Raw genomic sequence first — 25527 nt, 5'->3', positions numbered from 1 at the left:
GACGCGCAACACGGGCCACCGCACCCTGAAGATCAGGATCGCCGGTCAGGAAGGTGGGCAGCGGTCGGTGCGGCTGCCCTCGACTCGGGGACGATCGTTTACGAGCCAGTCCCGATCCGCCAAAATCCTGTCTGTACGCGATGCTGCGGCGAATCGCCGCCGACGGAAGGAGGTCGCTCGTGTCCAGCGTGATCCGGGTTCGCGCAGACAGTGAGGAAGCTGTTCACTCGTTCGCCCGGTGGCTTCGGGACGACCCGGACGTACGCCGCCATGCGGTGATCTCGCTGGAGGCCGCAGAGGCCCGTGGCGGCGAGATGGGTGGCGCTCTGGACATCGTGAGCCTGGTGATCGACACCAACTTCCAGATCCTGAACTTCGGTCTGGCCTACCTGGCTTGGCGTGCCACCCGTTCGAAGCCGTCTCCGGTGAGGATCGAACGGCCTGACGGCGTCACCGTCACGCTGAACGACGCCGATCCCGAGGTCATCGCCCGGCTCCTGCGGAGGCTGGAAGAGTGAGCGTCTTTCCCGACCCAGGCGCTTCTCGCGCCGTACTCATCGGGACCAGTCACTACACCATCCCCGCTCTCGAAGATCTCCCTGCCGTGGCCGCCAACCTCGACGGCCTCTCCGAGGTCCTGCGCTCCTCGGGGGTATGGGGGCTATCCGCACGGCACTGCGTCGTCGTACCGGATCCAGCCACCCCTCAGGAGTTGATCGAGCCGATCATCCAAGCGGCCAGTGAGGCCACCGACACGTTGCTGGTCTACTACGCCGGACATGGGTTGCTCGCCGGGCTGGCGGCTGAACTTCATCTGGCCTTGACCACCTCGAAACCGAACGCCTCCTATACCGCAGTGTCGTACGAGTTGGTCCGCGAAGAACTGCTGAAGGCGAGAGCCGACCGTCTGATCGTCATCCTTGACTGCTGTTACAGCGGACGTGCCCTGGGTCGCATGTCCGGCAGCGACCCGGCAACGGTGATGGCCGACGGAGCGATCATCGAGGGAACCTACCTGATCGCCGCCGCGGCCGAGACCAAGACGGCGATTTCGATTCCAGGTGAGCCGCACACCGCATTCACTGCTGAGCTACTCGCTCTTCTGAAACAGGGCGTTCAGGGCGAAGGCCCTTATGTTGATCTAGATACTCTCTATCAAGAGATCCGGGCTTCCCTTCGAGCAAAACAACGACCTCTGCCGCAGATCAGAGTGCGCAACACCATTGATCGACTCGCTTTCCGTAACCGCGCTTTCAACGCCGACCGCATCAGTCTCGCTGATGCGCCGCTGGTAGGCGCCAGCCAAGACGTCCAGCAGACACCTACGGAAACAGCCGCAGTTCAGCCGGTCACACCAGGTGCGGCTGGACCCGGCCTTCCTGCTGTACCGGCCGGACAGCCGCACTCGTACTTGAACGTCGCGGCGACCGACGACAAGCCGACCTACCCCGCCTCAGTCGTCGCTGGATTCGCCACTGCATTCACCGCTGCGACCTCGCCGCAATCGGTCCGCATCGCGCTCGCCGGCTACGGAGCCCAGATCGGTCCGGTGGCCCTCAGCCCTGACGGTGCGACCCTGGCCGGCTACAGCTCGAAACCCCTCCGAATTCATCTGTGGGACGTGGCCAGCGGCGAACTGGTGGTAACCATCAAGGATCTTCGCCTAGGCATCGGAGTCTGGACCGGCACCCGCGTCAGTCTGCTTGTATTCAGCCCTGACGGTCGGACACTCGCCACCTGTGGTACTGGCGGAATCCAATTGTGGGATACATTCACCGGACGTCGCATCACGGCTCTCAAACCTGAGTGGCCGATTCACGCGATGGCTTTCAGCCCAGACGGTAGAACGCTGGCCACGGTGAGCCAAGGTGCGCTCGTAACTCCGAACGGCGATAAGATTACACAGGTCGAACTTCAACCACGCATGACCTTGGGACGTGGTTTGAACGACGAGATCCAGATGTGGGACGTGGGAGCCCGCCGAAGCATCGCCTCCCTGAACCGTGATACAGCAATCATCACCGATACAGGCAACGTCACCACAGTGGCGTACGCTCCGGACGGCGTCACCCTGGCTACCGGCCGATGGGACGGGACGATCCAACTGCGAGACACCACCACCCTCAGGCTCACCACGACCCTCGCCGGCCACACCAGCCCTGTCGGCGCTTTGGCGTTCAGCCCCAACGGCCAGACCCTGGCCAGCGGTGGTAGAAACCGCGACTATGCGCTGTCGATGCCGTCCCTACACGGCAATGGAGCAGAAGAAGCACAGAGCGTGCGACTCTGGGACCTAGCCTCCGGCCAGCTGAGAGGCCACCCCCTCGCCGGCCACACGAACAGTGCCGGCGTCGTGGCGTTCAGCCCAGACAGCCAGATACTCGCCGCCGCGGGCACCATGCCCAACGCATTCTCGACCCACCTCTGGGACACAGCAACCGGCCAGCGCATCACCACCCTCCGGCCCACCGCCGCACACATCCGCGCGATGGCGTTCAGCCCTGACGGAAAAACAATCATCACCGTTACCGGCGACGGGTTCACCCATGGGATCAAGATCGAAAAATAGCCTGCACCTGCCGCTCCAGCGGGGCCGGCCGGCCGGGTGAAGACCGGCTCGACGCTGCGCGAGTCAGGCGCGAAGGCCCCCGCGAGCTCGTCGGGTAACGCCGCCTCCCGGTCAGGAGGGCTGTAGCGCCGCATCACTCACCTCGTCTCGTCGGCCAGAGCCGACGCAGGGCGAGAGTCGCAGTGCGCCTGGGAGAAGGCAACGTTCTAACCTGACTTGGCTCACGTTGATCGATCCGACAAGATCGTGGGTCTGTGACCTGGGGTGTTGTCGCGCAGGGCGGTGAAAAGTCCGCACTAACATGCCGGCTCTAGGCTGGCCGGGTGTCTCCGTATGTGCGGACGGTGAAGACGAAGTCCGGGGCGCGGGCGGTGCAGATCGTGTACTCGTCGCGTGGGGGCTCGTTGGAGCTGGAGCACATCGGCTCCGCGCACGACGACGCGGCGCTGGAGGCGTTGCGGGCGGTGGCCCGGCAGCGGCTGGCCCGCGGCCAGGGCGAGCTTGACCTGGGCCTGGACGACACGGCGCCACCCGCGGGCGGGCCGCTGCCGATCACGTCGACGCGGTCTGCCGCGCTGTGGGACGCGCTCAGCCGCGCCTATGACGTGCTGGGGTTCGACCAGGCGGCCGAGGGCGATGAGGTGTTCCGCCAGCTCGTGCTGGCGCGGATCATCGAGCCGACGTCCAAGCAGGACAGCCTGCGGGTCCTTCAGGAGACCGGGATCGAGCCGGCCTCCTATGCGACGGTCAAACGGCGGCTGCCGGTCTACGGGACCGACGCCTGGCGGCGGTCGCTGTCCCGCCGGCTCGCGGCGCACGCGGCGCTGGGACCGGCCTCGCTGGTGCTCTACGACGTCTCCACGCTCTACTTCGAGACCGACGAGGGCGACGGGTTCCGCGAGCCGGGGTACTCGAAGGAACGCCGCCTGGAACCGCAGATCACGATCGGGCTGCTCACCGACGCGTCGGGCTTCCCGCTCATGGTCGACGCGTTCGAGGGGAACAAGGCCGAGACCCACACGATGCTGCCTGTGATCCGGGCGTTCATGGCCGCCCACCGGCTGCCCGACGTCACCGTCGTCGCCGACGCCGGCATGATCTCCGAGGCGAACCGCAAGGCGATCGAGGCCGAAGGCCTCTCCTTCATCCTCGGCATGAAGATCCCCGAGGTCCCCTACGTCGTCGCCGCCTGGCGGCGCGACCATCCCGACGACGAGATCCCCGACGGGCACGTCTTCACCCAGCCCTGGCCCGCCGGCGCGACCGACCAGCGCCGCGACCAGGTCATCTACTACCAGTACAAGGCCGACCGGGCCCGGCGCACCCTGAGTGGCATCGACGAGCAGGTCGCCAAGGCCGAGAAGGCCGTCGCCGGGAAGATCCCGGTCAAGCGCAACCGGTTCGTCGCCCTCACCGGCGCGGACAAGTCCGTCAACCGGCCCCTCGAAGCCAAGGCCCGCGCCCTGGCCGGGCTCAAGGGCTACATCACCAACCTGCCCAACCCGACGCCCGAGTTCGTCCTCGACTCCTACCACCGGCTCTACAACATCGAGAAAAGTTTCCGGATGTCGAAGAGCGATCTTGCCGCCCGGCCCATCTACCACCACAAACGCGCCTCGATCGAGGCCCACCTGACGATCGTCTTCGCCGCCCTCGCGGTCTCGCGTCACGTCGAGCAGGCCACCGGCTGGTCGATCCGCCGGTTCGTCCGCACCGCCCGCCGCTACCGCACCATCCAGATCCAGGCCGGCGAACACACCCTCACCGCCGCCGACCCGCTACCCGACGACCTCCGCCACGCCCTCGACAAGATCCACCAGCCGCCGGGAAGGCCACACTAACTTGAGCCAAGTCAGGTCTCGTCGGCCAGAGCCGACGCAGGGCGAGAGTCGCAGTGCGCCTGGGAGAAGGCAACGTTCTAATAGGCGAAGATTTTCTCTTCTCCCATGTGAGAGCACGGCGGTCTATAGCCGGGCCCTGACTTCCCTCACGTTGATCCTTCTCGAAAGATCGTAAGGCTGTGACCTGCGGCTTCGCCGGCGCCAGCGACGAAAATTGTGCACTAATCGGAGGCACCGAGTCGTTGCCGGAGACTGCCGCCGGGCCCACAAGGAGATCCACTCGCACGAAACGGGCGGCAGTTGTACCTACAGATCGGCAACCAACTCTCGCGCCAAGCCCTCACGCCGACCCGCGCCTCACTGTCCGTAGCAATACGATCTTGACCGCTGCATCGGGCCGCGCGCGTGCGCACTAATTTGAGGGAAGTCAGGTCGCAGTGCGCCTGGGAGAAGGCAACGTTCTAATAGGCGAAGATTTTTTCTTCTCCCATGTGAGAGCACGGCGGTCTATAGCCGGGCCGTCTCCGGGTGACGCCGGCAGCCGCACCGCTTTGCTGTCTGAATCTCCGACGAAACGCTCCCGCGCTGGATGCCGGCTGGTGTCCCCCTGCCACGTGCCGGGGGTGGGTCGGACGCTTCCCTACGGCGTGACCGGAGGGTCGTCGGAGCCGGGCTGAGCGGGATCGTCCGCACTCAGCCACCGAGAGCGACCGCCAAAGCCGGTCAGCTCAGCAGGCCGCCATTGTACGAACCGGCCTCTCATGCGCGCTGATCTGCGACGACGGCGCCTTTCACACCATCCCGACCCATAGGTCAAACCTATTTACCCAGGTCAGAGGCTAGCTACGGAGCGTGGTGAGGTGAGGGGACTCGAACCCCTGGCCTCCTCCGTGCGAGGGAAACGGGCGTCACGGCCGGCCGACAAGAGCCGGCCGTCAAGGCCGCGCGGCCCTCAACCTCCGCTCACCACAAGATCGATGTGGGCGTCGTGTGGGCGCGAACCCCCCGACATCGCCCGGTACGAGCCGCCATCGGACGGCAGAACGGACGCCGAAAACCCTTGGCGCCATTGAACAACGCGACACACCACGATCCCATCTGGCACATTACGACATTTGTGATGGCTCTCTTTTAACCGGCGAGTTCAGGGTTCGAGGCCCAGACGACGCCGTCGGCAACCTGCGCCACCAGTCCCGCTGAGGCGGCGACCGCGGCGCGATCGGCCAGTGCCCGGCATCCGGTCCCTGCACCATCCCGTGTATCGCCAGCCGGTCGTGTGCCCGCCCGAGCCTGTCCAGCGCCACTGGCCAGACACCCGCCCTGCCGCGTCCAGCCCGGAGCTGCCTCCGTCCCGGCGGAACGATGGGTCTTTCGTCCGGTTGTCCAGCCACCGGCGCCAGGCTCCTGTCGTCAGGCCGAGATCGACAGGCAGCCGGGACGGACCGGATGCGATCTGTTGCCAGTTACTCCCCGTCACCGCCCTACGGGTCGGATCCTCCCGTAGGACGGCTGGTCCGGCCCGCCTCCTGGACCGTCCCTGGACCGTCAGACACCAGAACTCCCGACAGATCACGCAAGGTCCCGCAAGACACGGAAAGCCTGGTCAGAGCCATGATCCGCGATCCGCTCACGTCACGAAATGCCCGTCACAACTTCCCGTCGAACTCGTCCCACGCCTGCGTCGAACACCAGCTCCGATCGGAGCACCAGCTCTGATCGCGCCGTAGCAGCCTCGGTTCGCCCGCGGCGCGCGGCGAGGGGTAGCGACGCCGCGACTGGTCATCGCTGCGCCCCGGTCGCCGCAGCCAGGAGCGTCAGGTCGAAAACCTCGCGGAGACCGATCATGTAGGAATGGGTCGAATCCCCCTCCGACTCGAACCCCCACGGCATCACTCTGCGAGCTGCAGACGGCCTACTGCGCTAATGCCGGGATGACCTCGTCCCAGGGCGCGGCCGGGACCGGTCCTCGCCGACAAGGTCGCAGCTACCCGCGATGTCGACGGCGAGGCCTCGAAAAGGGCAAGCAAGATCCAATGTGTCGAACCGGCGTTCGTTCGCACGAGTACCGGTCAGGTGCGGCAGTCCGTCGCGGTGCGCGTGGCGATGCCTGCTGCGATGACAGCGGGGATGTCATCGGCTCCGACGCTGCCGAACCATGCGCACCTTCCCGCCCCGAAAAGACGGCGGCGCCGGCCGCACGCCGCCACCAGGCACAGCCAAAACCGACCCAGGCCGACCTCTCCGCCCGATCAGCAGGAACCCCGCGACCGAGGCTCTGACCATCTCCGGCCAAGGCGACAACGCCTGGCAACACCCGACCAGTCGATCAGCGCGACCTGCCCAGGCCACGAAACACGCCCCCCGAACCGACCAGCGCATCCTGCTCACACTCGACCAGGTCCTCGCCGAACTCGGCAGCCCCAACGGCCCGTTGCCACGGTCGACCTGGCACGACTGGCAGAACAAGGGCACTGGACCGAAAGTCATCAAACTGCCGAACGGCCAGATCCGGGTCGCCCGCGACGACCTGAACACCTGGCTCGACGGCCTCACCCGAGACCCGGCCACCCCGTGAGCCCCGACGGCGCCGGTGACCGATCTTCCGACGACGCTGAACGGCCGACGACGTTCGACGCCCGTGTCTGGGCGGTCCGTGAGGTACAGCTCAAGATCCGCTCCAGCTGGCAGGTCCGCTGGCAGGTCGCCGGCCGACCTTCCGCGAACACCCGCAACTTCCCGTCCAAGAAGGCCGCCGAGTCACGCCGCGCCGAGATCCTCACCGCAGTGCGCAAAGGCGAAGCCTTCGACGTCGAAACCGGGCTACCGGTCTCCGAGTGGCGTGCCCTCCCTCAACCGGAACAGGTAGCCGAGCGGACCTGGCTCACTGTCGCCGGAGACTTCGTCGACACGAAATGGGAAGAGGGCCAGGCCCCCGGCACCCGCCGTTCGATCGCGGAGGCGCTCTGCGCGATCACCCCGGCACTGTTCGACACACGCCCCCCAGCCCGACTGGCAGGCCTCATGCGCGAGGCCTTGGCGGGTTGGGTGTTCAACACCGGCGCCCGCACCACCGCCCGCGCGGACGGCCGCCGTGTCGAGAACACCGCACCCGAAAGCTGGTCCGAGATCCTCAACTGGATGGAGACGCACAGCCGGCCAGTCCGAGACCTCGCCGACGTCGAGGTCACCCGGGCCGCACTCATCGCGCTGTCACGCCGCATCGATGGAAAACCGGCCGCACCAAACACCATCACCCGCCGCCGACTCGTCTTCGGACAGGTCGTGAAGTTCGCCGTCACCCGCGGCGACCTTCACGTCAACCCCATACCCAGCGCTCAGTGGACCCCACCGCGCAAGGCCATCGTCGTCGACCGACGCGCCGTCGTCGACCACCCCCGCGCACTCCGACTACTCGCCGCGGTCGCCGAGATCGCACCCGACCTGGAGGCCTTCTTCGGCTGCATGTACTACGCCGCCACCCGACCTGGCGAGCTTCAAGCACTAACCACCAACCAGCTTCGGCTACCAAAGACCGGCTGGGGCGAAGTTGTCCTCGAAAGCAACAACCCGGAGATCTCGCCACGCTGGTCCGACGAACCCGGCAAACCCCGCCAAGCCCGCGAACTCAAACACCGCGAGAAAGGAGAAGTCCGCCCCGTCCCCCTCCACCCCCAACTGGTCGCACTCCTACGCCGCCACATAGCGCAGTTCGGCCTCGCCCCGGACGGACGCCTCTTCCGCTCCCGCACCGGCGGCCCCATCAAAACCGCCCGCTACCGACAGGTCTGGAGCACCGCCCGCGAGACGGCCCTCACTCCAGCCGAAGCCGCGAGCCCACTCGCCCGACGACCCTACGATCTACGCCACGCCGCCGTGTCACGCTGGCTGAACGCCGGCGTCCCCGCCACCCAGGTCGCCGAATGGGCCGGCCACAGCGTGCGCGTGCTCCTGATGGTCTACGCGCGCTGCATCGTCGGACAGGAACAACGCGCCCTACAGCTCATCGACGACTCCTTCGCCGCCGAAGCGCCCCAGCCCCCGACCCCCGACGAACTCCCGATCCCCCACACAGACCTGAACCAGGACACGGACGACTTCGGACTCTGACGAGCACTCGGGGACCTCCAGGCTCCGCCGAGCGCTCGCGACCTCAAGATCGTGTCCACATATAGTCCACAGACCACCGGACACCACCGGATCCGGCTGGCCACAACCGGACAGGCATCCGATCTCCGCCCGCAACACCGGCACGCCCCGAGAACCCTCCCGACCAGCGGAAACGCCGCCTGATCAGGCACGAGCCAGATGACGACTGATCACCAGACGCTGGACCTGGTTGGTACCTTCGAAAATTTGAAAGACCTTGGCTTCGCGCATGTAGCGCTCTACCGGGTAGTCCTTGGTGTAGCCGGCGCCGCCGAGGACCTGGACGGCGTCTTCGGTGACCTTCATCGCCGCGTCGGTGGCGATGAGTTTCGCGATGCTCGCCGATCTGGAGAACGGCCGGCCGGCGTCGCGCAGGCGGGCCGCGGCGAGTGTCGTCGCCCTGGCCGACTCGACGGCCGCCGCCATGTCCGCGAGCAGGAAACCCAGGCCCTGGTGGTCGATGATGGGCCGGCCGAACGCTTCCCGCTCCTTGGCGTAGGCGACGGCGTCGTCGAGCGCCCGCTGGGCGAGGCCCGTCGCCGCGGCCGCGATCCCGAGCCGGCCGGAGTCCAGCGCCGACAGCGCGATGGTGAGTCCCTGGCCTTCGGTGCCGATCAGCCGGCTCGCCGGCACGGCCGCGTTCTCGAACCCGATCTGGGTGGTCGGGGACGCGGTAAGGCCCATTTTGCGTTCGGGCGCATGCGGGGTCATGCCCGGGGTGGCCGCGTCGACGAGGAAGCAGGAGATCCCGCCGCGGCCTTCGCCGGTGCGGGCGAACACGGTGTAGAAGTCGGCGGCGCCGCCGTGCGTCACCCATGCCTTGGTGCCGGACAGGATGTAATCGCCGCCGGTCTCCGCCGGCGGGGTGGCCGTGGTCTTCAGGGCCGCCGGGTCCGAGCCGGCGTGCGGTTCGGACAGGCAGTAGGCGCCGAGCAGGTCGCCGGAGAGCAGGCGCGCCAGGTGTTCCTCGCGCTGGGCGTCGGTGCCGAAGTTCGCCAGCGGATAGCAGGAGAGGGCGTGCACGCTGACACCGACGGCGACGGACGCCGACCGGTAGGCGATCTCCTCCAGGACCTGGAGGTACACCTCGAACGGCTGCTCGCCGCCGCCGAACCGCTCCGGGTACGGCAGGCTCAGCAGCCCCGCCTGACCGAGCGTCGTGAACACCTCGCGCGGGAAGTGCGCCTCGGCCTCGTCCTGCGCGATGCGCGGCTCGAGTTCCTTGGCGCAGATGTCCGCGGCGAGCGCGACCAGTTCGCGCGCCTCGTCGGACGGCAACAGACGCTCTGCCGGCACGGCGACCACCCCTTTCGGCGACCAGCCCTCCGGGCGCGACCCCGCACCCGGCCGGCCCGAACAGTACCAGGGGCGGTACCTGGGTACTACCTCCAGTTCTGGTTTGTTGATCGCCAAGCGCACAACGCCCGGCCTTATACCCTGTCGGCGATCACGGACGCCTCGCCGAAGAGGCTCAACCGTGATCGCATTCCGAGTATGCGCAACGGCGTCCACCGCCCGGATCCGCGGCATCTACGCATGCCCGCGCCACGATCGAGGTGCCACCGACCGCGCCTCGGCAGCCATTGATCGTTTCCTGGGTACGAGAACAGCCAGCCGCGGGCCGACGCCGGGCGTCAGCTCTCGGCGTCGAGCACCGCGGCAACGAGGACGCTGGGCAGGCCGTGGGCCTCAGCTACCGGCGCGCAGGTGACCTCGCCGGCGTGGGTGTTGAGGCCGCGGGCCAGAGCAGGGTCGAGGCGCATGGCGCCGCGCCAGCCGTGGTCGGCGAGCGCGGCCGCATAGGGCAGGGTGGCGTTCGTCAGCGCGTGGGTGGAGGTACGCGGGACGGCGCCGGGCATGTTCGCGACGCAGTAGAAGACGGCCTCGTGCACCTTGTAGGTCGGGTTGTCGTGCGTCGTCGGGCGGGTGTCCTCGAAGCAGCCGCCCTGGTCGACGGAGATGTCGACGAGCACCGCGCCGGGCCGCATCCGGGCGACCATGGCGTTCGTGACCAGCTTCGGTGCCCGCGTCCCCGGTACCAGCACCGCGCCGATCACCAGGTCGGCGTCGAGCACCGCTCGCTCGATCTCGTAGGCGTTGGCGGCGATCGTGCGCACGCGGCCCTCGAAGCGGGCGTCGGCGGCGCGCAGCCGGCCCAGGTCGCGGTCGAGCAGGGTCACGTCCGCGCGCATGCCGGCCGCGATCGACGTCGCGCCCTGCCCGGCCACGCCCGCGCCGATGACGACGACCCTGGCCGGGTCGACCCCCGGGACGCCGCCGAGCAGCACGCCCCGCCCGCCCGCCGCCGCGAGCAGCGCCTGGGCGCCGACCTGGGGCGCGAGCCGGCCGGCCACCTCCGACATCGGCGCGAGCAGCGGCAGCGACCGGTCCGCGAACTCGACGGTCTCGTAGCCGACCGCGGTGACCCGCGCGTCCAGCAGCGCCCGGGTACACGGCAGGGACGCGGCCAGGTGCAGGTAGGTGAACAGCAGCAGGCCGGGGCGCAGCCGGTGATACTCCTCCTCGACCGGCTCCTTGACCTTGAGAACCAGGTCGCCCGAGGCCCAGGTAGCGTCGGCGCCTTCGACGATCTTCGCGCCCGCCGCGGCGTACTCGGCATCCATGATCATGGAGCCGGCACCGGCGTCGGCCTCGACGAACACGTCGTGGCCGTGCCGGGTCAGCTCGTGGACGCCGGCGGGGGTGGCCGCCACCCGGTACTCGTGGTTCTTGACCTCGCGGGGGATCGCGATCCTCACTGCTGGGCTCCCTTGTAACGGCACCATGCCGACGTAGCTCGGTTCACCAGGCCGCGGTCCACTCGACACGGGACCGCAATACGGGAACCGTTGCCATGTCGATCATACGCTTCGGAAACACTCGCATGGTGGCTGTTGTTCCGCGATAACCGTATGATGAGGCGCATCTTATGGCGCAACGTCGGTGACCACTGCCGGCCAGGCGGAAGGACAGCAGTGACAGCCCTCGACACCGCGACCGAGCCCACCCCCTCCACCGGTGCGCTCACCCGGTCGGCCGCGGCCCACCTGTGGCCACACTTCACCCGGCTGTCGTCGGTCGCCGCGGGTGAGATGCCCGTCATCGTGCGCGGGGAAGGCGCCTATATCTGGGACGCCAACGGCCACAGGGTGCTCGACGGGCTCGCGGGGCTTTTCGTAGTCCAGGTCGGCCACGGCCGCGCCGAGCTCGCCGAGGCCGCCCGCAAACAGTCCGAGCAGTTGGCCTTCTTCCCGCTCTGGTCGCACGCGCACCCCAGCGCCATCGAGCTCGCCGAGCGGGTCGCGGGGCTGGCCCCCGGCGACCTGAACCGGATCTTCTTCACCACCGGCGGCGGCGAGGCCGTCGAGTCGGCCTGGAAGCTCGCCAAGCAGTACTTCAAGCTCGTCGGCAAGCCGCTCAAACACAAGGTGATCAGCCGCACGACCGCCTACCACGGCACCACCCAGGGGGCGCTCGCGATCACCGGCATCCCGTCGCTCAAGCAGATGTTCGAGCCGCTGGTACCCGGTGGCTTCCGCGCCGCGAACACGAACTTCTACCGGGCGCCCGAGCACGGGGACGACCTGGTGGCGTTCGGCCGCTGGGCCGCCGACCAGATCGCCGTCGCGATCGAGGCGGAGGGGCCGGACACGGTCGCCGCCGTCTTCCTGGAGCCGGTGCAGAACTCCGGCGGCTGCTTCCCGCCGCCGCCCGGGTACTTCGAGCGGGTCCGCGAGATCTGCGACGAAAACGACGTGCTATTGGTCTCCGACGAGGTGATCTGCGGGTTCGGCCGGACCGGCGCGATGTTCGGCGCGCAGCGCTACGGCTACCAGCCCGACATCATCACCTGCGCGAAGGGCCTGACCTCCGGCTACGCGCCACTCGGCGCGATGATCGTCAGCGACCGGCTCGCCGAGCCGTTCCTGCACGGCACGGCCAGCTTCGCCCACGGCTACACCTTCGGCGGCCACCCGGTGTCGACGGCCGTGGCCATGGCGAACCTGGACATCTTCGAGCGCGAGGACCTCGTCGGCCACGTCGACCGCAACGCCGCCGCGTTCCGCGCCACCCTGGAGAAGCTCTCCGACCTTCCGATCGTCGGCGACGTCCGCGGCGACGGCTTCTTCTACGGCATCGAGCTGGTCAAGGACAAGGCGACCAAGACGAGCTTCTCCGCCGACGAGTCCGAGCGGCTGCTGCGCGGGTTCATGTCCGGCGCGCTCTACGAGGCCGGCCTGTACTGCCGCGCCGACGACCGCGGCGACCCGGTCATCCAGCTCTCTCCGCCGCTGATCTGCGAGCAGAGCCACTTCGACGAGATGGAGTCCATCCTGCGCTCCGTCCTCACCGAGGCCTGGTCCAAGATCTGACACACGTGGCCCGGGCCGCGCGGCTCAAGCCCCGCGAGGCCGGCTCCGCGGCGCGGGCTGCCACGGCTCGCGTCAAGGGGCGGTGGCGTCGGCGGCCACGCGGGTGGCGACGGTGTCGACCAGGAGGGTGAGCGCCTCGACGACACGGGCGCGGTCGGGGCCGAGGCCGGCGAGCAGCTCGGCCTCGATCGCGAGCTGCCGGGGGAAGATCGAGTCGACGACCGCCGCCCCCGCGGGCGAGATCGTGACCAGCGCCGCCCGCCGGTCGGTCGGGCTGGGCTGGCGTTCGACGTAGCCGCGGCCTTCGAGTTTCGCCAGCGTCTTGCTGATCGCGGCGCGGGAGCAGCGCATCCGCTCGGCGAGGCGGCGGGCGATGACGGGCTGCTCTGCGTGGCGCAGGTGGATCAGGACGTCGACCTCGGGCGCGGTGACGGGAGCGCCGTCGTAGAGCGGCTCAAGCGCGAGGTCCCGCAGGGCCTGCACGTGCTTGAGCAGCGCGATCACCTCCATCGGGGAGGTGTCGAGGTCGGGCCGGGCGGCGGCCCATCGCTCGCGCGGGGACGGGGTGGCGGCCATCAGGCTCCGAAGGATTGTTAACCGGTAGACCATCTTCTACTCTTTGGGGCATGGTACTCGCCGACGCCCCTCGCGCCCCCGACGCGGGTGCCCCACGCCCGGGTGCCGCGCCGCGGGAGATTCTCCCCGGCACGCAGCCCGACCCAGCCAGCTCGGCGGCGGCCGGGGAGGCTGGGCGGACCGGGCGGGCCGGGCCGCTCATCGTGGCGCTCGGAGCCCTGACGGCGTTCGCGCCACTGGGCACCGACATGTACATCCCCGGGTTCCCGGACCTGGGCTCGTCGCTGCACGCCGGCGACTCGGCGGTCCAGCTGTCGATGACGACCTTCTTCGTCGGCATCGTGCTCGGGCAGCTGTTCGTCGGCCCGCTGTCCGACAAGATCGGCCGGCGCCGCCCGCTGCTCGTGGGCACGGCGCTGTTCGCGGCTCTGTCGGTGGTCTGCGCGCTGGCGCCGAACATCGTGACGCTGGACGCGGCCCGGTTCCTGCAGGGCCTCGCCGCCTCGGCCGGGATGGTGCTCAGCCGCGCCGTCGTGACTGACCGGTTCCACGGGCCCGACCTGCCCCGCTACTTCGCGTTGCTGGCGATGGTGCTCGGCGTCGCGCCGGTCGTCGCCCCGCTGATCGGCAGCCTGGTGCTCACCCTGTCCGGCTGGCGGACGGTGTTCCTCGTGCTCGCGGTGATCGGCGTGCTGCTCGTCGCGACCGTGGTGTTCGCGGTGCCCGAGTCGCTGCCGCCCGAGCGCCGGCACACGGGCGGCCTGGGCGGGACGTTCGCGTCGATGGGCCGGCTGCTGCGCCGCCGCGCGTTCGTCGGCTACGTGCTCACCAGCGCGTTCGCGACCGGCGCGATGTTCACCTACATCTCCGGGTCGAGCTTCGTCTTCGAGCGGGTCTACGGGACGTCGGCGGCGATGTACAGCCTGGTGTTCGCCACGAACGCCGCGTCGATGCTCGCCGCCAACTCGCTGTTCGGCCGGCTGTCGCGCCGGGTCCGGCTGACCACGCTGCTGTCCTGGGCGGTGGCGGTCGCGGCGGGGGGCGCCGTGCTGCAGGCGCTGCTGCTGGTCACCGTCGGCGCGAGCATGGCCGGGACGTGGATCAGCCTGGTCGTCGTCCAGGCCGGCATCGGCGGCATGTTCCCGGCGAGCATCAGCCTCGGCCAGACGCTCGGCCGGGAGAACGCCGGCGCCGCGGCCGCGCTGCAGGGCGGCACCCAGTTCGCGTTCGGCGCGGTCGCCGCCCCGCTCGTCGGCCTGTTCGGCTCCACCAGTGCCGCCCCGATGGCGGTCATCATGCTGGCCGCGTTGCTGTGCTCCGTGGTTGCCCTGCTGGCGCTCGCCCGCCCGTGGCGCGGCGAGGGCGATCCACGCGCCGCGCCCGCCCCGCTCCCCCAGCAGTCATCAGTGGAGCCGGTGCGAGCCGCCCCCGGGGCCGGATAGGCCGTGGCCCGGAACAATCCAACGGGACATGACCTCGTCGGAACACGACAAAGGCCGGCAGCACGGCTGCCGGCCTTTGTCGTCGCAGGTGCGGCCCCCCTGATGCTTCCTCAGGCCTCCGGCGGTACGGGCATCGCCATTGTCGCCCGGCCGTCGGCCCGATTGCCGCGCCTGTGTCACCCGGTTAGAAAAAGACCCCGAGCCGCGGCGGGAGCGAGAACGAACGGTCCACGGAGGAACCCGCCTCGCCTCGCCGGCCCGGCGCCATCGAAGCGACCAGCCATTCCGGGACGTCGCCCTCGCCGCTGGTCGCGCCGTGGGCGGCGTCGGTGGAGTGGGTCAGGCCGCGGAGCACGCCACCGATCCGGGACATGGACGGGAATGAGCGCGTCATCGGGCTCCCCTGCTTTCTGTGGCTTGCCCGCGGCCTGTGGCCACGGAGAATTCCTTTCCGGTACGCCTCCACATCGGGGCGCATCTTCATAAAAGCCCGCCCGGGATGCCCTGTCCCCCGGTCGACGCCCGGCTGACACACCCCGCGCGTAGCCGACAGTTTTCCTGACGGCTGGCCGACAGTTTCCGGCCGGCGGCACGTCCGCCCGGCACCGCCGAACCGACGACATCCAAAGCGACGCTGTCTCGACCGACGGACGGCTCGACGGACGGACGGCGCGACCAACGAACAGCTCAACCGACCGCCGGCTCAACCGACGAAGTCGCGGCCGATCTGGTTGAGGCTGGCCTGGTTGAGGCCGGCCTCGGCGGCGGTGAGCGCGCCGTAGCAGCGGGCAGCGTCGAGCGGGTGGCCGACGTAGTCGAACAGCCGGCCGGCGGCGACGAGCAACGCGCCCGCCCGCGCCGCGTCCCCCTCCAGGCGGGCGACGTGTGCCTCGGCCTCCTGGGTCGCCGCCTGCCAGGCGGTCCCGTCCCACAGCGCGGCGCCCGAGCGTGCCGCGGCGAGGTGGCGACGGGCACGAGCCAGGTCTCCCGACCGCGCCGCCGCGACCGTCGCCGGCACGGCCGAGGTCACCGAGCAGAACACACAGCTGTCCTCGACGCCGAGCGTCTCCTCCACCCTGGTGAGCGCGACATCGGTGGCCGCGGCGTCCGGCGCCGCCGCGATCAGCGTCCCGTGGATGCGGTGCAGCAGGTGGGCGGCGATCGGCGACCAGCGCGCCAGTGGCAGGGCGCGCAAGAGCAGGCGGTTGGCGTCAGCGGCATCACCACGGGCGAGCCTCGCTTCGGCGAGCCGCTGCAACGAGAGCGCCTCCCCCGAGGTCGCCCCGATGGCGCGATGCAGGTCGACCGCCTCGGCGAGCCGCCGCTCGGCGCGTTCCAGGTCACCGCCGAGCAGCCTGGCCTCGCCGGCGAGGCAGGCGGCGAACGCCAGCCCCCTGGCCGCGCCCGCCCGCTCGGCCTCCTCGGCCAGCCGGTCCGCGAGGCTGACCACCTCGGCGTAGGGCGTCGCCCCGTAGAGCATGATCTCGGCGACGCACAGATGGGCGTCGAAGACGGTCGTCGCGAACGTCGGCAGCCGGCTGCCATGCCGCAGGTCCGCGGTCAGCTGCGCGAGGTACTCGCCGCGGCTGTGCGCGACGAGGCCCCGCAGGCTGACGATGTCGAAGCCGAACCGGGTCGTCGGGACGGACACGAACCGACGACCGCCCTCATCGGCGATCGCGGCGGCTTCGTCGATGTTGCCCCGGAAGTAGGCGAGGTGTCCCCGTCCCAGCAGGATCGCAAGATCGGCGGGACCGCCGTCCGGCTCCAGCCCATCAAGCGCGGCGGTGGCTCCGTCGAGGTCACCGGCCATGAGCAGGGCACGGGCGAGGCGGGCGCGCGGCATCCGCGCGTCGGCCGGCGACGCGGCCTCGATCGCCGCCCGGTAGGCGTCCGGGGCGCCCGGGTCGGCGAGCGCGACGAGCAGGTCCGCCCGCAGCGCCGCGAGCGTCACGGCCTCGGCCCCGGAAGCGTGCTCGCGGACCTCGTCGAGCTGGGTGAGCGCGTCCCGGTAGGCGCCGACCGCCGCGGCCGTCTCGGCGGCGCGCAGCACATAGGGCACGGCGCGGACGCGCTCCCCGGCCTGGACCAGGTGATGACCGACCCGGCCGGGTGGCCCGTCCGCCGCCTCGAGCCGGTCGGCCACGTCACGGTGCGCAACCCGCAGCCGGTGCGGCGCCAACTCGGCGAGCAGCCCGTGGCGGAACAGCTGGTGGCGGAACCGGAAGCCGCTCTCGGTCCGGTCGAGCACACCGTGGTCGAGCAGGTCGTCCAGCAGCGCGTACGCCTCGGTCTCCGGACAGCGGGACAGGGCGAGAAAGTCGTCCGTGTCGAACGAGGTGCCGGCGACGGCGAGCAGGCGCAGCAGGTCTCGGGTCGCTGGCGCGAAGCCGGCGATCACGGTGGCGTCGGCGGTCAGCGGGCTCGCCGGGTCGAGCGCCGCGCGCCGGGCGAGCTGGAGGGCGGTGAACGGCAGCCCGCCCGACACCTCCCAGACCCGCTCGACCAACGGGCCGGCGAGAGCTGACTCCCGGGTGACGAGGGCGACGGTGGCCGCCCGGTCAAGCGGGGCGAGGTCGACGGCGACGGCGGCACCCCGACCGAGCAGGCTCGCGCGGATCTCGGCGAGGGCGGTCGGACCGCCGGCGGCCGCGCGGTGGCCGAGCACGGGGCGGTGGCCGAGCAGCAACACGACAGGCCGTCCCGCGAGCGAGCGGACCAGGTAGTGCGCCAGGCGCAGGCTGGCTTCGTCGGCGTCCTGTAGGTCGTCGACGACGAGCAGCGCGCCCGGGGTGCCAGGCGCGGCCGGGACGGCGGGATCAGCGAGGACGGCGGAGGTGACGGCGACGGCCGGGACGGTGGAGCTGGGAGGATCGGCGCGGTGGGCGGAGTAGGCGGCGCCCGCGAGGTGGGCGACGCCGGCGCCCTCGGCCGCGGTGCGCAGCAGCTCCGCGGCGGCAACGAACAGCCGCTGGTGCCCGCCCGCACCCGGCCAGTCCAGGTCGCGACCGGACATGGCGCGCTCCAGCTCGGACCGGAAACGCTCGTCGATCTCGCCGAGCAGCGACGGGCAGCGACGGCACAGGTCGGCGAGGGCCTCGAGGACCGGCGCGTAAGGCCAGGCGCCTTCGACCGCCGCCGCCGTGCCCACGCCGACACGCCAGCCCGCGGCGACGGCGCGCCGGGTCACGGCGTCAAGCAGCGCCGACTTGCCGACACCCGCCGGGCCGCTGACCAGCACGGCGGTGCCGCCCCCGCCACCGCCGACGACGCCCGCCGCCGCGCCCGCGCCGGCGCCGCTGCCGGCCCCGACCTGGGCGAGCACGTGCTCAACCGACCGCAGCTCCGCGTCCCGCCCGACCAGGCCGTCCGCGGCGGCCACGCTGTCGGGAGGCCGCGGACCAGTCCGTAGGCCCACCTGCGCACCCCGCGGGGCGTCAGCCCGCGCGCCCGCGCGCCGTTCGCCATCAGACCGACCGCTGTCGAGCCGCCGGCCGCCGGCCGCCGGTGCCTCCGCCTCCGCCTCGGCTGACGCCTGGTCTGTCGACGAGGGAGCGGCTGGATGGGTCGCCGACGCCTCGGCCTCGGGCGTCGCGGCCGCGGCTGCCGGCGCCGGCCTGGGCGTAGGGATCGGGGCCGGGGCCGGGGGCAATATCACCGGAGGTGGTGGGGCGACCAGGGCGGCGGCGCGCAGCGCGAGGGCATCGGTCCCGGGACCGACGCCAAGCTCGCGGCGCAGCGCCCGGTCCATCCGCTCGAACTGGCGCAGCACCGCGTGCCGTTCACCGCGGGCGACGTACCCGCGCATAAGCGCCAGGTGGGCCTCCTCGTCCGCCGGGTCCTCGGCGAGCACCCGGTCCCAGCGGCCGGCGGCGCGCAGCAGCCGCAGGTAGAGCAGCCGAAGCCGGTCGCGGTCGGCCTGCGTCCACGGCTCATACAGGTCGTCGGGCAGCAGCGACCCGCCGTAGGCGTCCACCGCGCGCGCCGCCAGCGCCGACTCCGCCGTGGCGGCCCCGTCGCCCCCGCCAGCACCGCCGGACCGCCGGCCGGCGTCGAGCGGGCCGGCGGCGTGTGGATCCCCAGGACGCACGCCGGCAACCGCGTCGGTAGCGGGGCCAGGTCCGACGCCAGGCAGGTTCCGGTTATCGGCCGCGCGGGCGGCGGCACGCGGCGGACGCCCACCGGTGCCGTCAATGCCAAGGGCGCGCTCGGCCAGGTCCTCGAAAACGCGCACGTCGATGGTCACGTCCCGGTCCGGACAGAGCGTGACGACCTCGCCGCGCAGGAGAACTCCCTCCGGGTCGCGCAGCGCGCGGCGAGCGTAGTGCGCCGCCTTGTGCAGCCGAGGCGCGGCCTCGTCGACGGGAACGTCGGGCCAGAGCGCGTCGAGCACTCGCTCCCGGTGCAGCCGCCGCGCTGGCGCCAGCGCCAGCAGCTTCACCAGTGCCGCCGCCTGCCGGCGGCGCCACACCTCCTCGGGCAGCACCTCGACGCGCCCGCGGCCGCCACCGGCCGGGGCGCCCCGCAGCGTCACCTCGAAGCCGCCGAGCAGCTGGATCTCCATCTCGGGCCACCCCAGGACAACCGGTGCCCGTTCAGCCAGCGCCATGACGACGATTGTCGGCCTGGTGAGGCCGGTCCGGCCCGCCGCGAAACCACGACAGCGGTCGCCTTCCCGACACCTTCCGCGCCGACAACCGCCGTATTGCTCCCAGACCACCCACACGAGCTCGACTCACGCAGTCCCCCGACCCACACGAGCGGACCGACGCGAGCCCGGCTCACCCGCACCTTCCCTGGGCCTTCCCCGACGCGGTCGCGGCTCCGACAGGCCCGAAGAAGCTCGGCGGAAGTCGCCTTTCCTAGCTTCAGCGACGTCCGGTTCCGGCACTCCACGCCAGAGCGGCCCGATGAGATTTCTCGACGAGATTCAGACGAGACTCAAGAGAGGAGACGTCCGATGACGTCCTTCCCCGCGGTTACGCACGTCGCCGTCACGGTGACCGACCTCGTGACCAGCGTCCCCTGGTACACCCGTCTGTTCGGCGCCGAGCCGGTGCTCGACGAGGACACCGGTCCGTTCCGCCACGTCGTCTACGCCCTGGACGGCGGGCAGCTGTTCGGCCTGCACCAGTTCCCCGAGGGCACCTGGGCGGGCGAGTTCAGCCCGCGGCGGGCCGGCCTCGACCATGTCGCGTTCGGCTGCGCGGATCGCGCCGAGCTGGAGAGCTGGCGCGACCGGCTGGAGCAGCTGGACATCAAGCACGGCGACATCGTCGACGCGCACTACGGCTCCGGCCTCGCCGTCAAGGACCCGGACGGCATAGCGCTGGAGTTCTTCGCCCCGCCTGCGTCCTGAGCCGGGCGCGTCCTGCCCGCCGGGTGAACACCGCGGTGGTCGTGGCAGCCCTCCTCCCACGACCACCGCTCACCCCGCCGCCAGCTGGGCGACAGGTGTGCCACGTGGCGCACGGCGCCCCGCGGCGCGGACGGATCTAGCGTCGGCGACGGGCAGACCGCCCAGATTCACAGCAGGGCACGGGGGCGGCGCCGACGGGGCGACGAGACCCGTCAGTGGAAGGTGAGGGGGGATCGTGACCTTGTCACTGTCCGACGCACGCCGGGTCATCGCGGCGGGCGAGCGGCGGGCGCGCGAGCTCGGCCAGCCGATGAACATCGCCGTCGTCGACGATGGCGGCAACCTCGTGTCGCACGTACGGATGGACGGCGCCTGGGTCGGCAGCGTCGACGTGTCCATCAACAAGGCGGTCACCGCCCACGCGGGGCGCTCCCGGCCCGCCGAGGAGCGGGTACGCGACCTCGCGGCGGCCAGCGTGTCCCGCTTCCGCGGGCCCGAGCAGGCCGACAACGGGCACCACGCGGACCGTTACCGGTCGGACGGGTTCCACGCGGACCATCCTGACGGGGGCGGGCGCCGCGGGAACGGGCACGACGCGAACGGGCACGACAGGCACGACGAGGGCGGATACGACAAGGGCGGTTACCTCGAGAATGGGTACCGCGGCGGTGCCGGTCGCGGCCACGTCCCCGACGACGACCGGTTCGGCGACGTCAGCGGCCGGGGGCGGGCCGCGAGGCCCGTCGGCGGCGTCCCGCTGATACGCGACGGGCTCGTCGTCGGCGCGGTCGGGGTCAGCGGCGGCACCGCCGACGACGACCAGGCCGTCGCCCGGGCCGCGGCCGCCGCGCTCTGACCGTCCGGCCGCCAGTCCGCCCGGTCTGGTGCCCTGTCCACGGGATCCGCGCGGGCTCCGCGGATCAGCCGAGCAGTGTCGGCTCACCGGCGACGGGCCGCGCCCGGGCGAACGGGCGGCGCCTCCATGATCCGGTGGACTTTCCGGCCCGGAGCAGAGAGGAATCCACCAGATCATGAGGCCGCCCCACAGCCAGGTGCGGCAAGCGGCTGGTCCCGTGGATCTAGAGGGCCAAAGGGTGTGCGAAAATGATCTTCCTTCGCACACCCGGCGGCCGTTGTCCCCAGGATCACTAACGGGGGGCGAGGGCGGCGCGGCGGGCGAACAGCTCCTCCGCGGCGGACTGGGCGCGGGCGCGGACGGCGGCCTCGTCGCAGGTCAGCAGCTCGCCGGCGGCGAGCAGGCGGCGGCCGTCGACCCAGACGCTGTCGACGTCCTGGCCGCAGGACGAGAAGACCAGATGCGCGGCCACGTTGGCGTCCGGTCCGGACAGCAGCGGAGTGGTGTGCAGCTTGCGCAGGTCGACGGTAATGACGTCGGCGCGCTTGCCCGGTTCGAGGCTGCCGGTGATGTCGGCGAGGCCGAGGCAGCGTGCGCCCTCGATCGTGGCCATGGCAAGGATGTCCCACGGGTCGCCGGCGGTCGGGTCGAGGGCGACGAGCTTCTGCAGCAGCGACGCCATCTTCACCTCCTCGAGGAGGTCAAGGTTGTTGTTCTCCTTCTCCCCGTCGCTGCCGATGCCGACGGTGACGCCGGCGGACCACAGCTTCGGGACGGGCGCCGGGCCGGAGGCGAGCTTCATGTTCGACGCCGGGCAGTGGGCGACCCGGGTGCCGGTCGAGGCGATGAGCTCGATCTCGGCGTCGTCGAGCCAGACGCAGTGCGCGACGACCGCCCGTCCGTCCGCGAGCGCGCCGCGCCGGGCGATCTCCGCCAGCGGCCGGTGACCATAGCGGCGCAGCGACTCCTCGACCTCCCAGCGGCTCTCGCTGGAGTGGACGTGCAGGCCGGTGTCGTACTCGGCGGCGAGCGCGGCCGCGTCGGCGAAGGCGCGCTCGGTGCAGTAGAAGAGGTGCTCAAGGCCGACCCAGGAGCGGACCCGGCCGTCGAACGACGAGCGGTGCGCGGCGAGCAGCGCCCGGGTCGAGTCGATCGACTCGAAGTAGTCGTATCCCTCCTCGTCGGCGACATACGGCACGAGCGTGGCCCTGAGGCCGAGCTGCCCGGCGACGCGCGCCGAGCCGTCGAGAAAACGCCACATGTCCATGACCGAGGTGGTGCCGGAACGGACCGCCTCGGCGTAGCACAGCCAGCTCGCCGCCTCGGCGATCTCGGGTGTGAGCGCCCGGTGGGCCGGGTCGACGTAGGTCTGCAGCCAGTCGAACAGGGCGAGCCCCTCGGCCGTCCCGCGTAGCAGGCCGGAGTGCAGGTGGCAGTTGTGCAGCCCCGGCAGCACGGCGAACCCCGCCGCGTCGATCACCTCGACATCGGGCCCGGCCGCCCGCGGGTCGGCGTCGACCTCCTCCACCGTCCCGACGGCGAGGATCTCCGTCCCGCCGAACAGCACCGATCCCGGCTGCAGCAGCGCCCGCCTCGGCGCCATCGGCAACACGACCCCACCCCGCACCAACGTCCTCATGCCGCCTCATTCAGCCCCACCCGCCGGCCCTGGACAACCGACGACGCCCTGATGCGGCGCGAGCCACACCCATGCCCGTCCCATCGGCCACCTGCACGTTCGCGTCCCGGACCTGGGGTCGAGGTGTCGGGATCAGGACAAGTCCGGGTACGGAGGCCGGGGTCCGGCATGATCGCGCCATGACCGCGACCAGATGGCCGAGGTCGGCAGTGGCCGCGGCCGCAGCGAAACGACGAACTGCATAGCAAATGGTGACTCGGGTCATATGCCCGCGCCGGGCTGCTGTGGCGTCGTTTCCACAGAAATAGTACGTACGGGCAACGTTTGATTTGCTCCGGTGCCAGCTCTAGCTGCCGGTTCCTGGGGGAAGGTGGACCTGGAGGGCGTCCACGCTCAGGGCGTAGTCGTCGTGCTGTCGTGCGAGCTGGTCAGCCGCCTAGAGGGCCAAAGAGTGTGCGAAAATGATCTTCCTTCGCACACCCGGCGGCCGTTGTCCCCAGGATCACTCACAGCGGATCGGCGGCAGGATGAGGTCCTTCGCCCGGCCTGCGGTCCCTTTCGAGCGGATGATGTCCGCGAGACTTGCGACGTCCTCCGCTTCGTCGAGACGCAGGCCTTCTTTGCGAACCGGCCGGCTTTGCGAACCTGCCGGGCGAACCCGCCGCCCCGGCATCTGGCCGGACGAGCCTCCGGACTCAACGCGATCACGCCGCGTCATCGACCGTTCGCGGCGGAGGCCGTATGTCGGGTTCTGGCCGTCTCGCCTCGACTGGACGACACGCTATGGCGCAACACGGGCACGCCTGGTCAACATATCCGCTCGCCGACAACGCTCTGTGTAATAGAAGTAACACACAGAGCGGCCACGGGGGGATGTGGCCTGTCCTTCGGACAGAAAGAGCAGACATGTCTCAGCGACAATGGCGAACAGGGATGTGCTCGGCGGTGCTGGCCGCCGTAGGGGTGATCGTCCTACCCATGGCCGCGACAGCTGCCACGACCGGGCCGGCGGTCCTGACACGGGACAAACCGGCGCCGGCGCCCCTGGTGCTTCCTGGCCAGAGCGGGCTCCCAGGGCCCGGCACAGTACAGGCCTGGGGCGCCAACGGCCAGGGCCAGCTCGGCGACGGCACCACCACGGGCCGCCTGACGCCAGTCCAGACCACGGGCATAGACGAAATCACCGCCGTCGCGGCCGGCGAGAGCACCGGGTACGCGATGGCCTACGGCGCCGTCCAGGCCTGGGGTGACAACTCACACAACGAGCTCGGTGACGGCACCACCACCGACCGCCTGACCCCGGTGCAGGTCAGCGACCTGGTCGATGTGATCGCCGTCGGGGCCGGCGCCCACAACGGGTACGCGGTGCGCAGCGACGGGACCGCCTGGGCCTGGGGGCTGAACAACCACGGCGCCGTCGGCGACGGCACCACCATCAACCGTTCGATCCCGGTCCAGGTCTCCGGCCTGACCGATGTGACCGCCGTCGCCGGCGGTCTGCACACCGGGTACGCGGTGCGCAGCGACGGGACCGCCTGGGCCTGGGGGTTCAACAACGCCGGCGCGCTTGGTGACGGCACTACGACGGACAGCCTGACCCCGGTGCAGGTCTCCGGCCTGACCGATGTGACCGCCGTCGCCGGCGGTGTGTACCGGGGATATGCGCTGCGCGGTGATGGCACGGTCTGGGCCTGGGGATCCAACAGCTTCGGCGCGCTTGGTGACGGCACCACGACGAACAGCCTGACCCCGGTGCCGGTCGCCGGCCTGACCCAGATCATCGCCATCGCGGCTGGCAGCAACAGCGGGTATGCGCTGCGCGGGGACGGCACGGTCTGGGCGTGGGGGTACAACTACGAAGGCCAGCTTGGTGACAGCACCACGACGAACAGCCCGACCCCGGTCCAGGTCTCCGGCCTGACCGGGGTCACCGCCATCGCGGCCGGCGCCTACACCGGGTATGCGCTGCGCGGTAACGGCACTGTGTGGGCCTGGGGATCCGGCGCCGGCGGCGCGCTTGGGAACGGCACCACCACCAACCGCCCGACCCCGGCAAAGGTCACCGGCCTGCACGACATCAGTGCGATCGCCGGCGGCGGCCTCAGCGGGTACGCGGTGTACTGAGACGGGCCTCGCACCCGTCCGGGCGCACCACCCGCTGACCGGATGACTACAGCGGACTCGCTGCTACCCGGCCTGTCACCCGGGTAGCAGCGAGAATCCAGGAATCGCGACGGGAACCGGCCGCTGCGTCAGCTGCGCGACGGCTTCAACGACCGTCCCGCGAATTTCCCCGCCGCAATAGCCCTCTGCGGCCTGCGGACGTACGTGCCTATAAGGCCGCTTCGGGTGGCGACCCGAACCGTCGGGGCACGGCGAGCCCGTTCAATGTGAAAGTCGAGTCGCTGCGGCTCGGTGACTTCACCGAGGACGAGGTGCGGGAACTCTACGGGCAGCACACCGCCGAGACCGGCCAGTAAGTCACCCGGTTGGCACGCCACCGCGACGAAAACCACGCCGCCGGCCGGCGCGAGCGAGCCGGTGGATTCTCGCCGCACCCGGGATTCTGGCCCGCCGACCCTGGCAGATTCTGACCCGGCGCGGCGGCACGAGTTCGGTCGGTGTGGGTTCGGGGCACGACGAGGCGGCCTTCGCGGGAGCCGCGAAGGCCGCCTCTGCGCATCATGGGCGGGCGGGAAAACCGCTAAAGGAAAAGGTATATTACC

16 protein-coding genes and 1 tRNA gene are annotated in these 25527 nt (G+C 70.7%); 10 read left to right on the top strand and 7 right to left on the bottom strand.

Annotated features, from left to right (window positions below; genetic code table 11):
- Nucleotides 1–179 precede the first annotated feature (179 nt).
- The 3 genes from QOZ89_RS39305 to QOZ89_RS39295 all read left to right on the top strand — a co-directional run bounded on the left by QOZ89_RS39305 (nt 180) and on the right by QOZ89_RS39295 (nt 4410).
- Nucleotides 180–518, top strand: coding sequence for an effector-associated constant component EACC1 (locus QOZ89_RS39305; protein ID WP_312629159.1), 339 nt, complete (start codon nt 180–182; stop codon nt 516–518).
- Nucleotides 515–2569, top strand: a complete 2055-nt coding sequence (locus tag QOZ89_RS39300) for a WD40 repeat domain-containing protein (RefSeq protein ID WP_312629158.1) — start codon at nt 515–517, stop codon at nt 2567–2569. The genes QOZ89_RS39305 and QOZ89_RS39300 overlap by 4 nt, the downstream gene beginning before the upstream one ends.
- Before the next feature lie 323 nt (nt 2570–2892).
- Nucleotides 2893–4410: an IS1634 family transposase gene (locus tag QOZ89_RS39295; RefSeq protein ID WP_491723694.1), complete on the top strand. Its 1518-nt coding sequence runs from the start codon at nt 2893–2895 to the stop codon at nt 4408–4410.
- 853 nt (nt 4411–5263) lie between these two features.
- Here QOZ89_RS39295 and QOZ89_RS39290 read toward each other — a convergent pair.
- Nucleotides 5264–5370, bottom strand: a tRNA-Ala gene (locus QOZ89_RS39290).
- Nucleotides 5371–6565: 1195 nt separating this feature from the next.
- Here QOZ89_RS39290 and QOZ89_RS39285 point away from each other — a divergent pair.
- Nucleotides 6566–6985 (top strand): helix-turn-helix transcriptional regulator, encoded by a 420-nt coding sequence (locus QOZ89_RS39285; RefSeq protein WP_241842085.1) that lies wholly within the window; start codon nt 6566–6568, stop codon nt 6983–6985.
- Nucleotides 6982–8517: a tyrosine-type recombinase/integrase gene (locus tag QOZ89_RS39280; protein WP_083419387.1), complete on the top strand. Its 1536-nt coding sequence runs from the start codon at nt 6982–6984 to the stop codon at nt 8515–8517. Before QOZ89_RS39285 ends, QOZ89_RS39280 begins: the two co-directional genes overlap by 4 nt.
- A 183-nt stretch (nt 8518–8700) precedes the next feature.
- Here the strand turns inward: QOZ89_RS39280 and QOZ89_RS39275 are convergent, their stop codons facing one another.
- Nucleotides 8701–9852: an acyl-CoA dehydrogenase family protein gene (locus QOZ89_RS39275; RefSeq protein WP_071051684.1), complete on the bottom strand. Its 1152-nt coding sequence runs from the start codon at nt 9850–9852 to the stop codon at nt 8701–8703.
- A gap of 338 nt (nt 9853–10190) precedes the next feature.
- Nucleotides 10191–11315 carry an alanine dehydrogenase gene (ald, locus tag QOZ89_RS39270; RefSeq protein WP_071051680.1) on the bottom strand — a complete coding sequence of 375 codons (1125 nt, stop codon included), beginning with the start codon at nt 11313–11315 and terminating at the stop codon, nt 10191–10193.
- Nucleotides 11316–11531: 216 nt separating this feature from the next.
- Between ald and QOZ89_RS39265 the strand changes: the two genes are divergently transcribed.
- Nucleotides 11532–12929: an aspartate aminotransferase family protein gene (locus QOZ89_RS39265; protein ID WP_071051679.1), complete on the top strand. Its 1398-nt coding sequence runs from the start codon at nt 11532–11534 to the stop codon at nt 12927–12929.
- Between the two features lie 72 nt (nt 12930–13001).
- Here the strand turns inward: QOZ89_RS39265 and QOZ89_RS39260 are convergent, their stop codons facing one another.
- Complete coding sequence (locus QOZ89_RS39260) at nt 13002–13538, bottom strand: MarR family winged helix-turn-helix transcriptional regulator (RefSeq protein ID WP_198543449.1); 537 nt, start codon at nt 13536–13538, stop codon at nt 13002–13004.
- A 17-nt stretch (nt 13539–13555) separates the two neighbouring features.
- Here QOZ89_RS39260 and QOZ89_RS39255 point away from each other — a divergent pair, with 17 nt between their 5' ends.
- On the top strand, nt 13556–14947 hold the full coding sequence (locus tag QOZ89_RS39255) for a multidrug effflux MFS transporter (protein WP_071051677.1): 1392 nt from the start codon (nt 13556–13558) through the stop codon (nt 14945–14947).
- Nucleotides 14948–15131: 184 nt separating this feature from the next.
- Here QOZ89_RS39255 and QOZ89_RS39250 read toward each other — a convergent pair whose 3' ends face one another.
- Together QOZ89_RS39250 and QOZ89_RS39245 are read right to left on the bottom strand one after the other, a co-directional pair.
- Complete coding sequence (locus QOZ89_RS39250) at nt 15132–15341, bottom strand: hypothetical protein (RefSeq protein WP_071051676.1); 210 nt, start codon at nt 15339–15341, stop codon at nt 15132–15134.
- Between the two features lie 309 nt (nt 15342–15650).
- Nucleotides 15651–19511, bottom strand: a complete 3861-nt coding sequence (locus QOZ89_RS39245) for an ATP-binding protein (protein WP_312629155.1) — start codon at nt 19509–19511, stop codon at nt 15651–15653.
- 396 nt (nt 19512–19907) lie between these two features.
- On the opposite strand from QOZ89_RS39245, the gene QOZ89_RS39240 reads away from it, so the two are divergent.
- Both QOZ89_RS39240 and QOZ89_RS48475 read left to right on the top strand, forming a co-directional pair.
- Nucleotides 19908–20306, top strand: a complete 399-nt coding sequence (locus QOZ89_RS39240; RefSeq protein ID WP_071051666.1) for a VOC family protein — start codon at nt 19908–19910, stop codon at nt 20304–20306.
- Between the two features lie 235 nt (nt 20307–20541).
- A complete protein-coding gene (locus tag QOZ89_RS48475; RefSeq protein WP_071051665.1) occupies nt 20542–21162 on the top strand; it encodes a GlcG/HbpS family heme-binding protein in 621 nt (206 codons plus the stop codon).
- A gap of 292 nt (nt 21163–21454) precedes the next feature.
- Here QOZ89_RS48475 and QOZ89_RS39230 read toward each other — a convergent pair whose 3' ends face one another.
- Nucleotides 21455–22801, bottom strand: a complete 1347-nt coding sequence (locus tag QOZ89_RS39230; RefSeq protein ID WP_312629153.1) for an amidohydrolase — start codon at nt 22799–22801, stop codon at nt 21455–21457.
- 906 nt (nt 22802–23707) lie between these two features.
- Here QOZ89_RS39230 and QOZ89_RS39225 point away from each other — a divergent pair.
- The gene (locus tag QOZ89_RS39225) at nt 23708–24925 is read left to right on the top strand and encodes an RCC1 domain-containing protein (protein WP_241842082.1); all 1218 of its coding nucleotides are present in this window, start codon (nt 23708–23710) and stop codon (nt 24923–24925) included.
- Nucleotides 24926–25527 lie beyond the last annotated feature (602 nt).

Source organism: Pseudofrankia coriaricola (genome assembly GCF_032027725.1).
Classification (GTDB): domain Bacteria; phylum Actinomycetota; class Actinomycetes; order Frankiales; family Frankiaceae; genus Pseudofrankia.
The sequence above is the reverse complement of the archived record's forward strand: the minus strand, read 5'-3'. Positions and strand labels throughout refer to the sequence as shown.

Excerpts from the sequence above, each read along its gene's own strand:
- QOZ89_RS39285 (WP_241842085.1), top strand. The coding sequence starts at position 6,566 with ATGCGCACCTTCCCGCCCCGAAAAGACGGCGGCGCCGGCCGCACGCCG.
- QOZ89_RS39260 (WP_198543449.1), bottom strand. The coding sequence starts at position 13,538 with ATGGTCTACCGGTTAACAATCCTTCGGAGCCTGATGGCCGCCACCCCG.
- QOZ89_RS39255 (WP_071051677.1), top strand. The coding sequence starts at position 13,556 with ATGGTACTCGCCGACGCCCCTCGCGCCCCCGACGCGGGTGCCCCACGC.
- QOZ89_RS39250 (WP_071051676.1), bottom strand. The coding sequence starts at position 15,341 with ATGACGCGCTCATTCCCGTCCATGTCCCGGATCGGTGGCGTGCTCCGC.
- QOZ89_RS39245 (WP_312629155.1), bottom strand. The coding sequence starts at position 19,511 with ATGGAGATCCAGCTGCTCGGCGGCTTCGAGGTGACGCTGCGGGGCGCC.
- QOZ89_RS39240 (WP_071051666.1), top strand. The coding sequence starts at position 19,908 with ATGACGTCCTTCCCCGCGGTTACGCACGTCGCCGTCACGGTGACCGAC.
- QOZ89_RS39230 (WP_312629153.1), bottom strand. The coding sequence starts at position 22,801 with ATGAGGACGTTGGTGCGGGGTGGGGTCGTGTTGCCGATGGCGCCGAGG.
- QOZ89_RS39225 (WP_241842082.1), top strand. The coding sequence starts at position 23,708 with ATGTCTCAGCGACAATGGCGAACAGGGATGTGCTCGGCGGTGCTGGCC.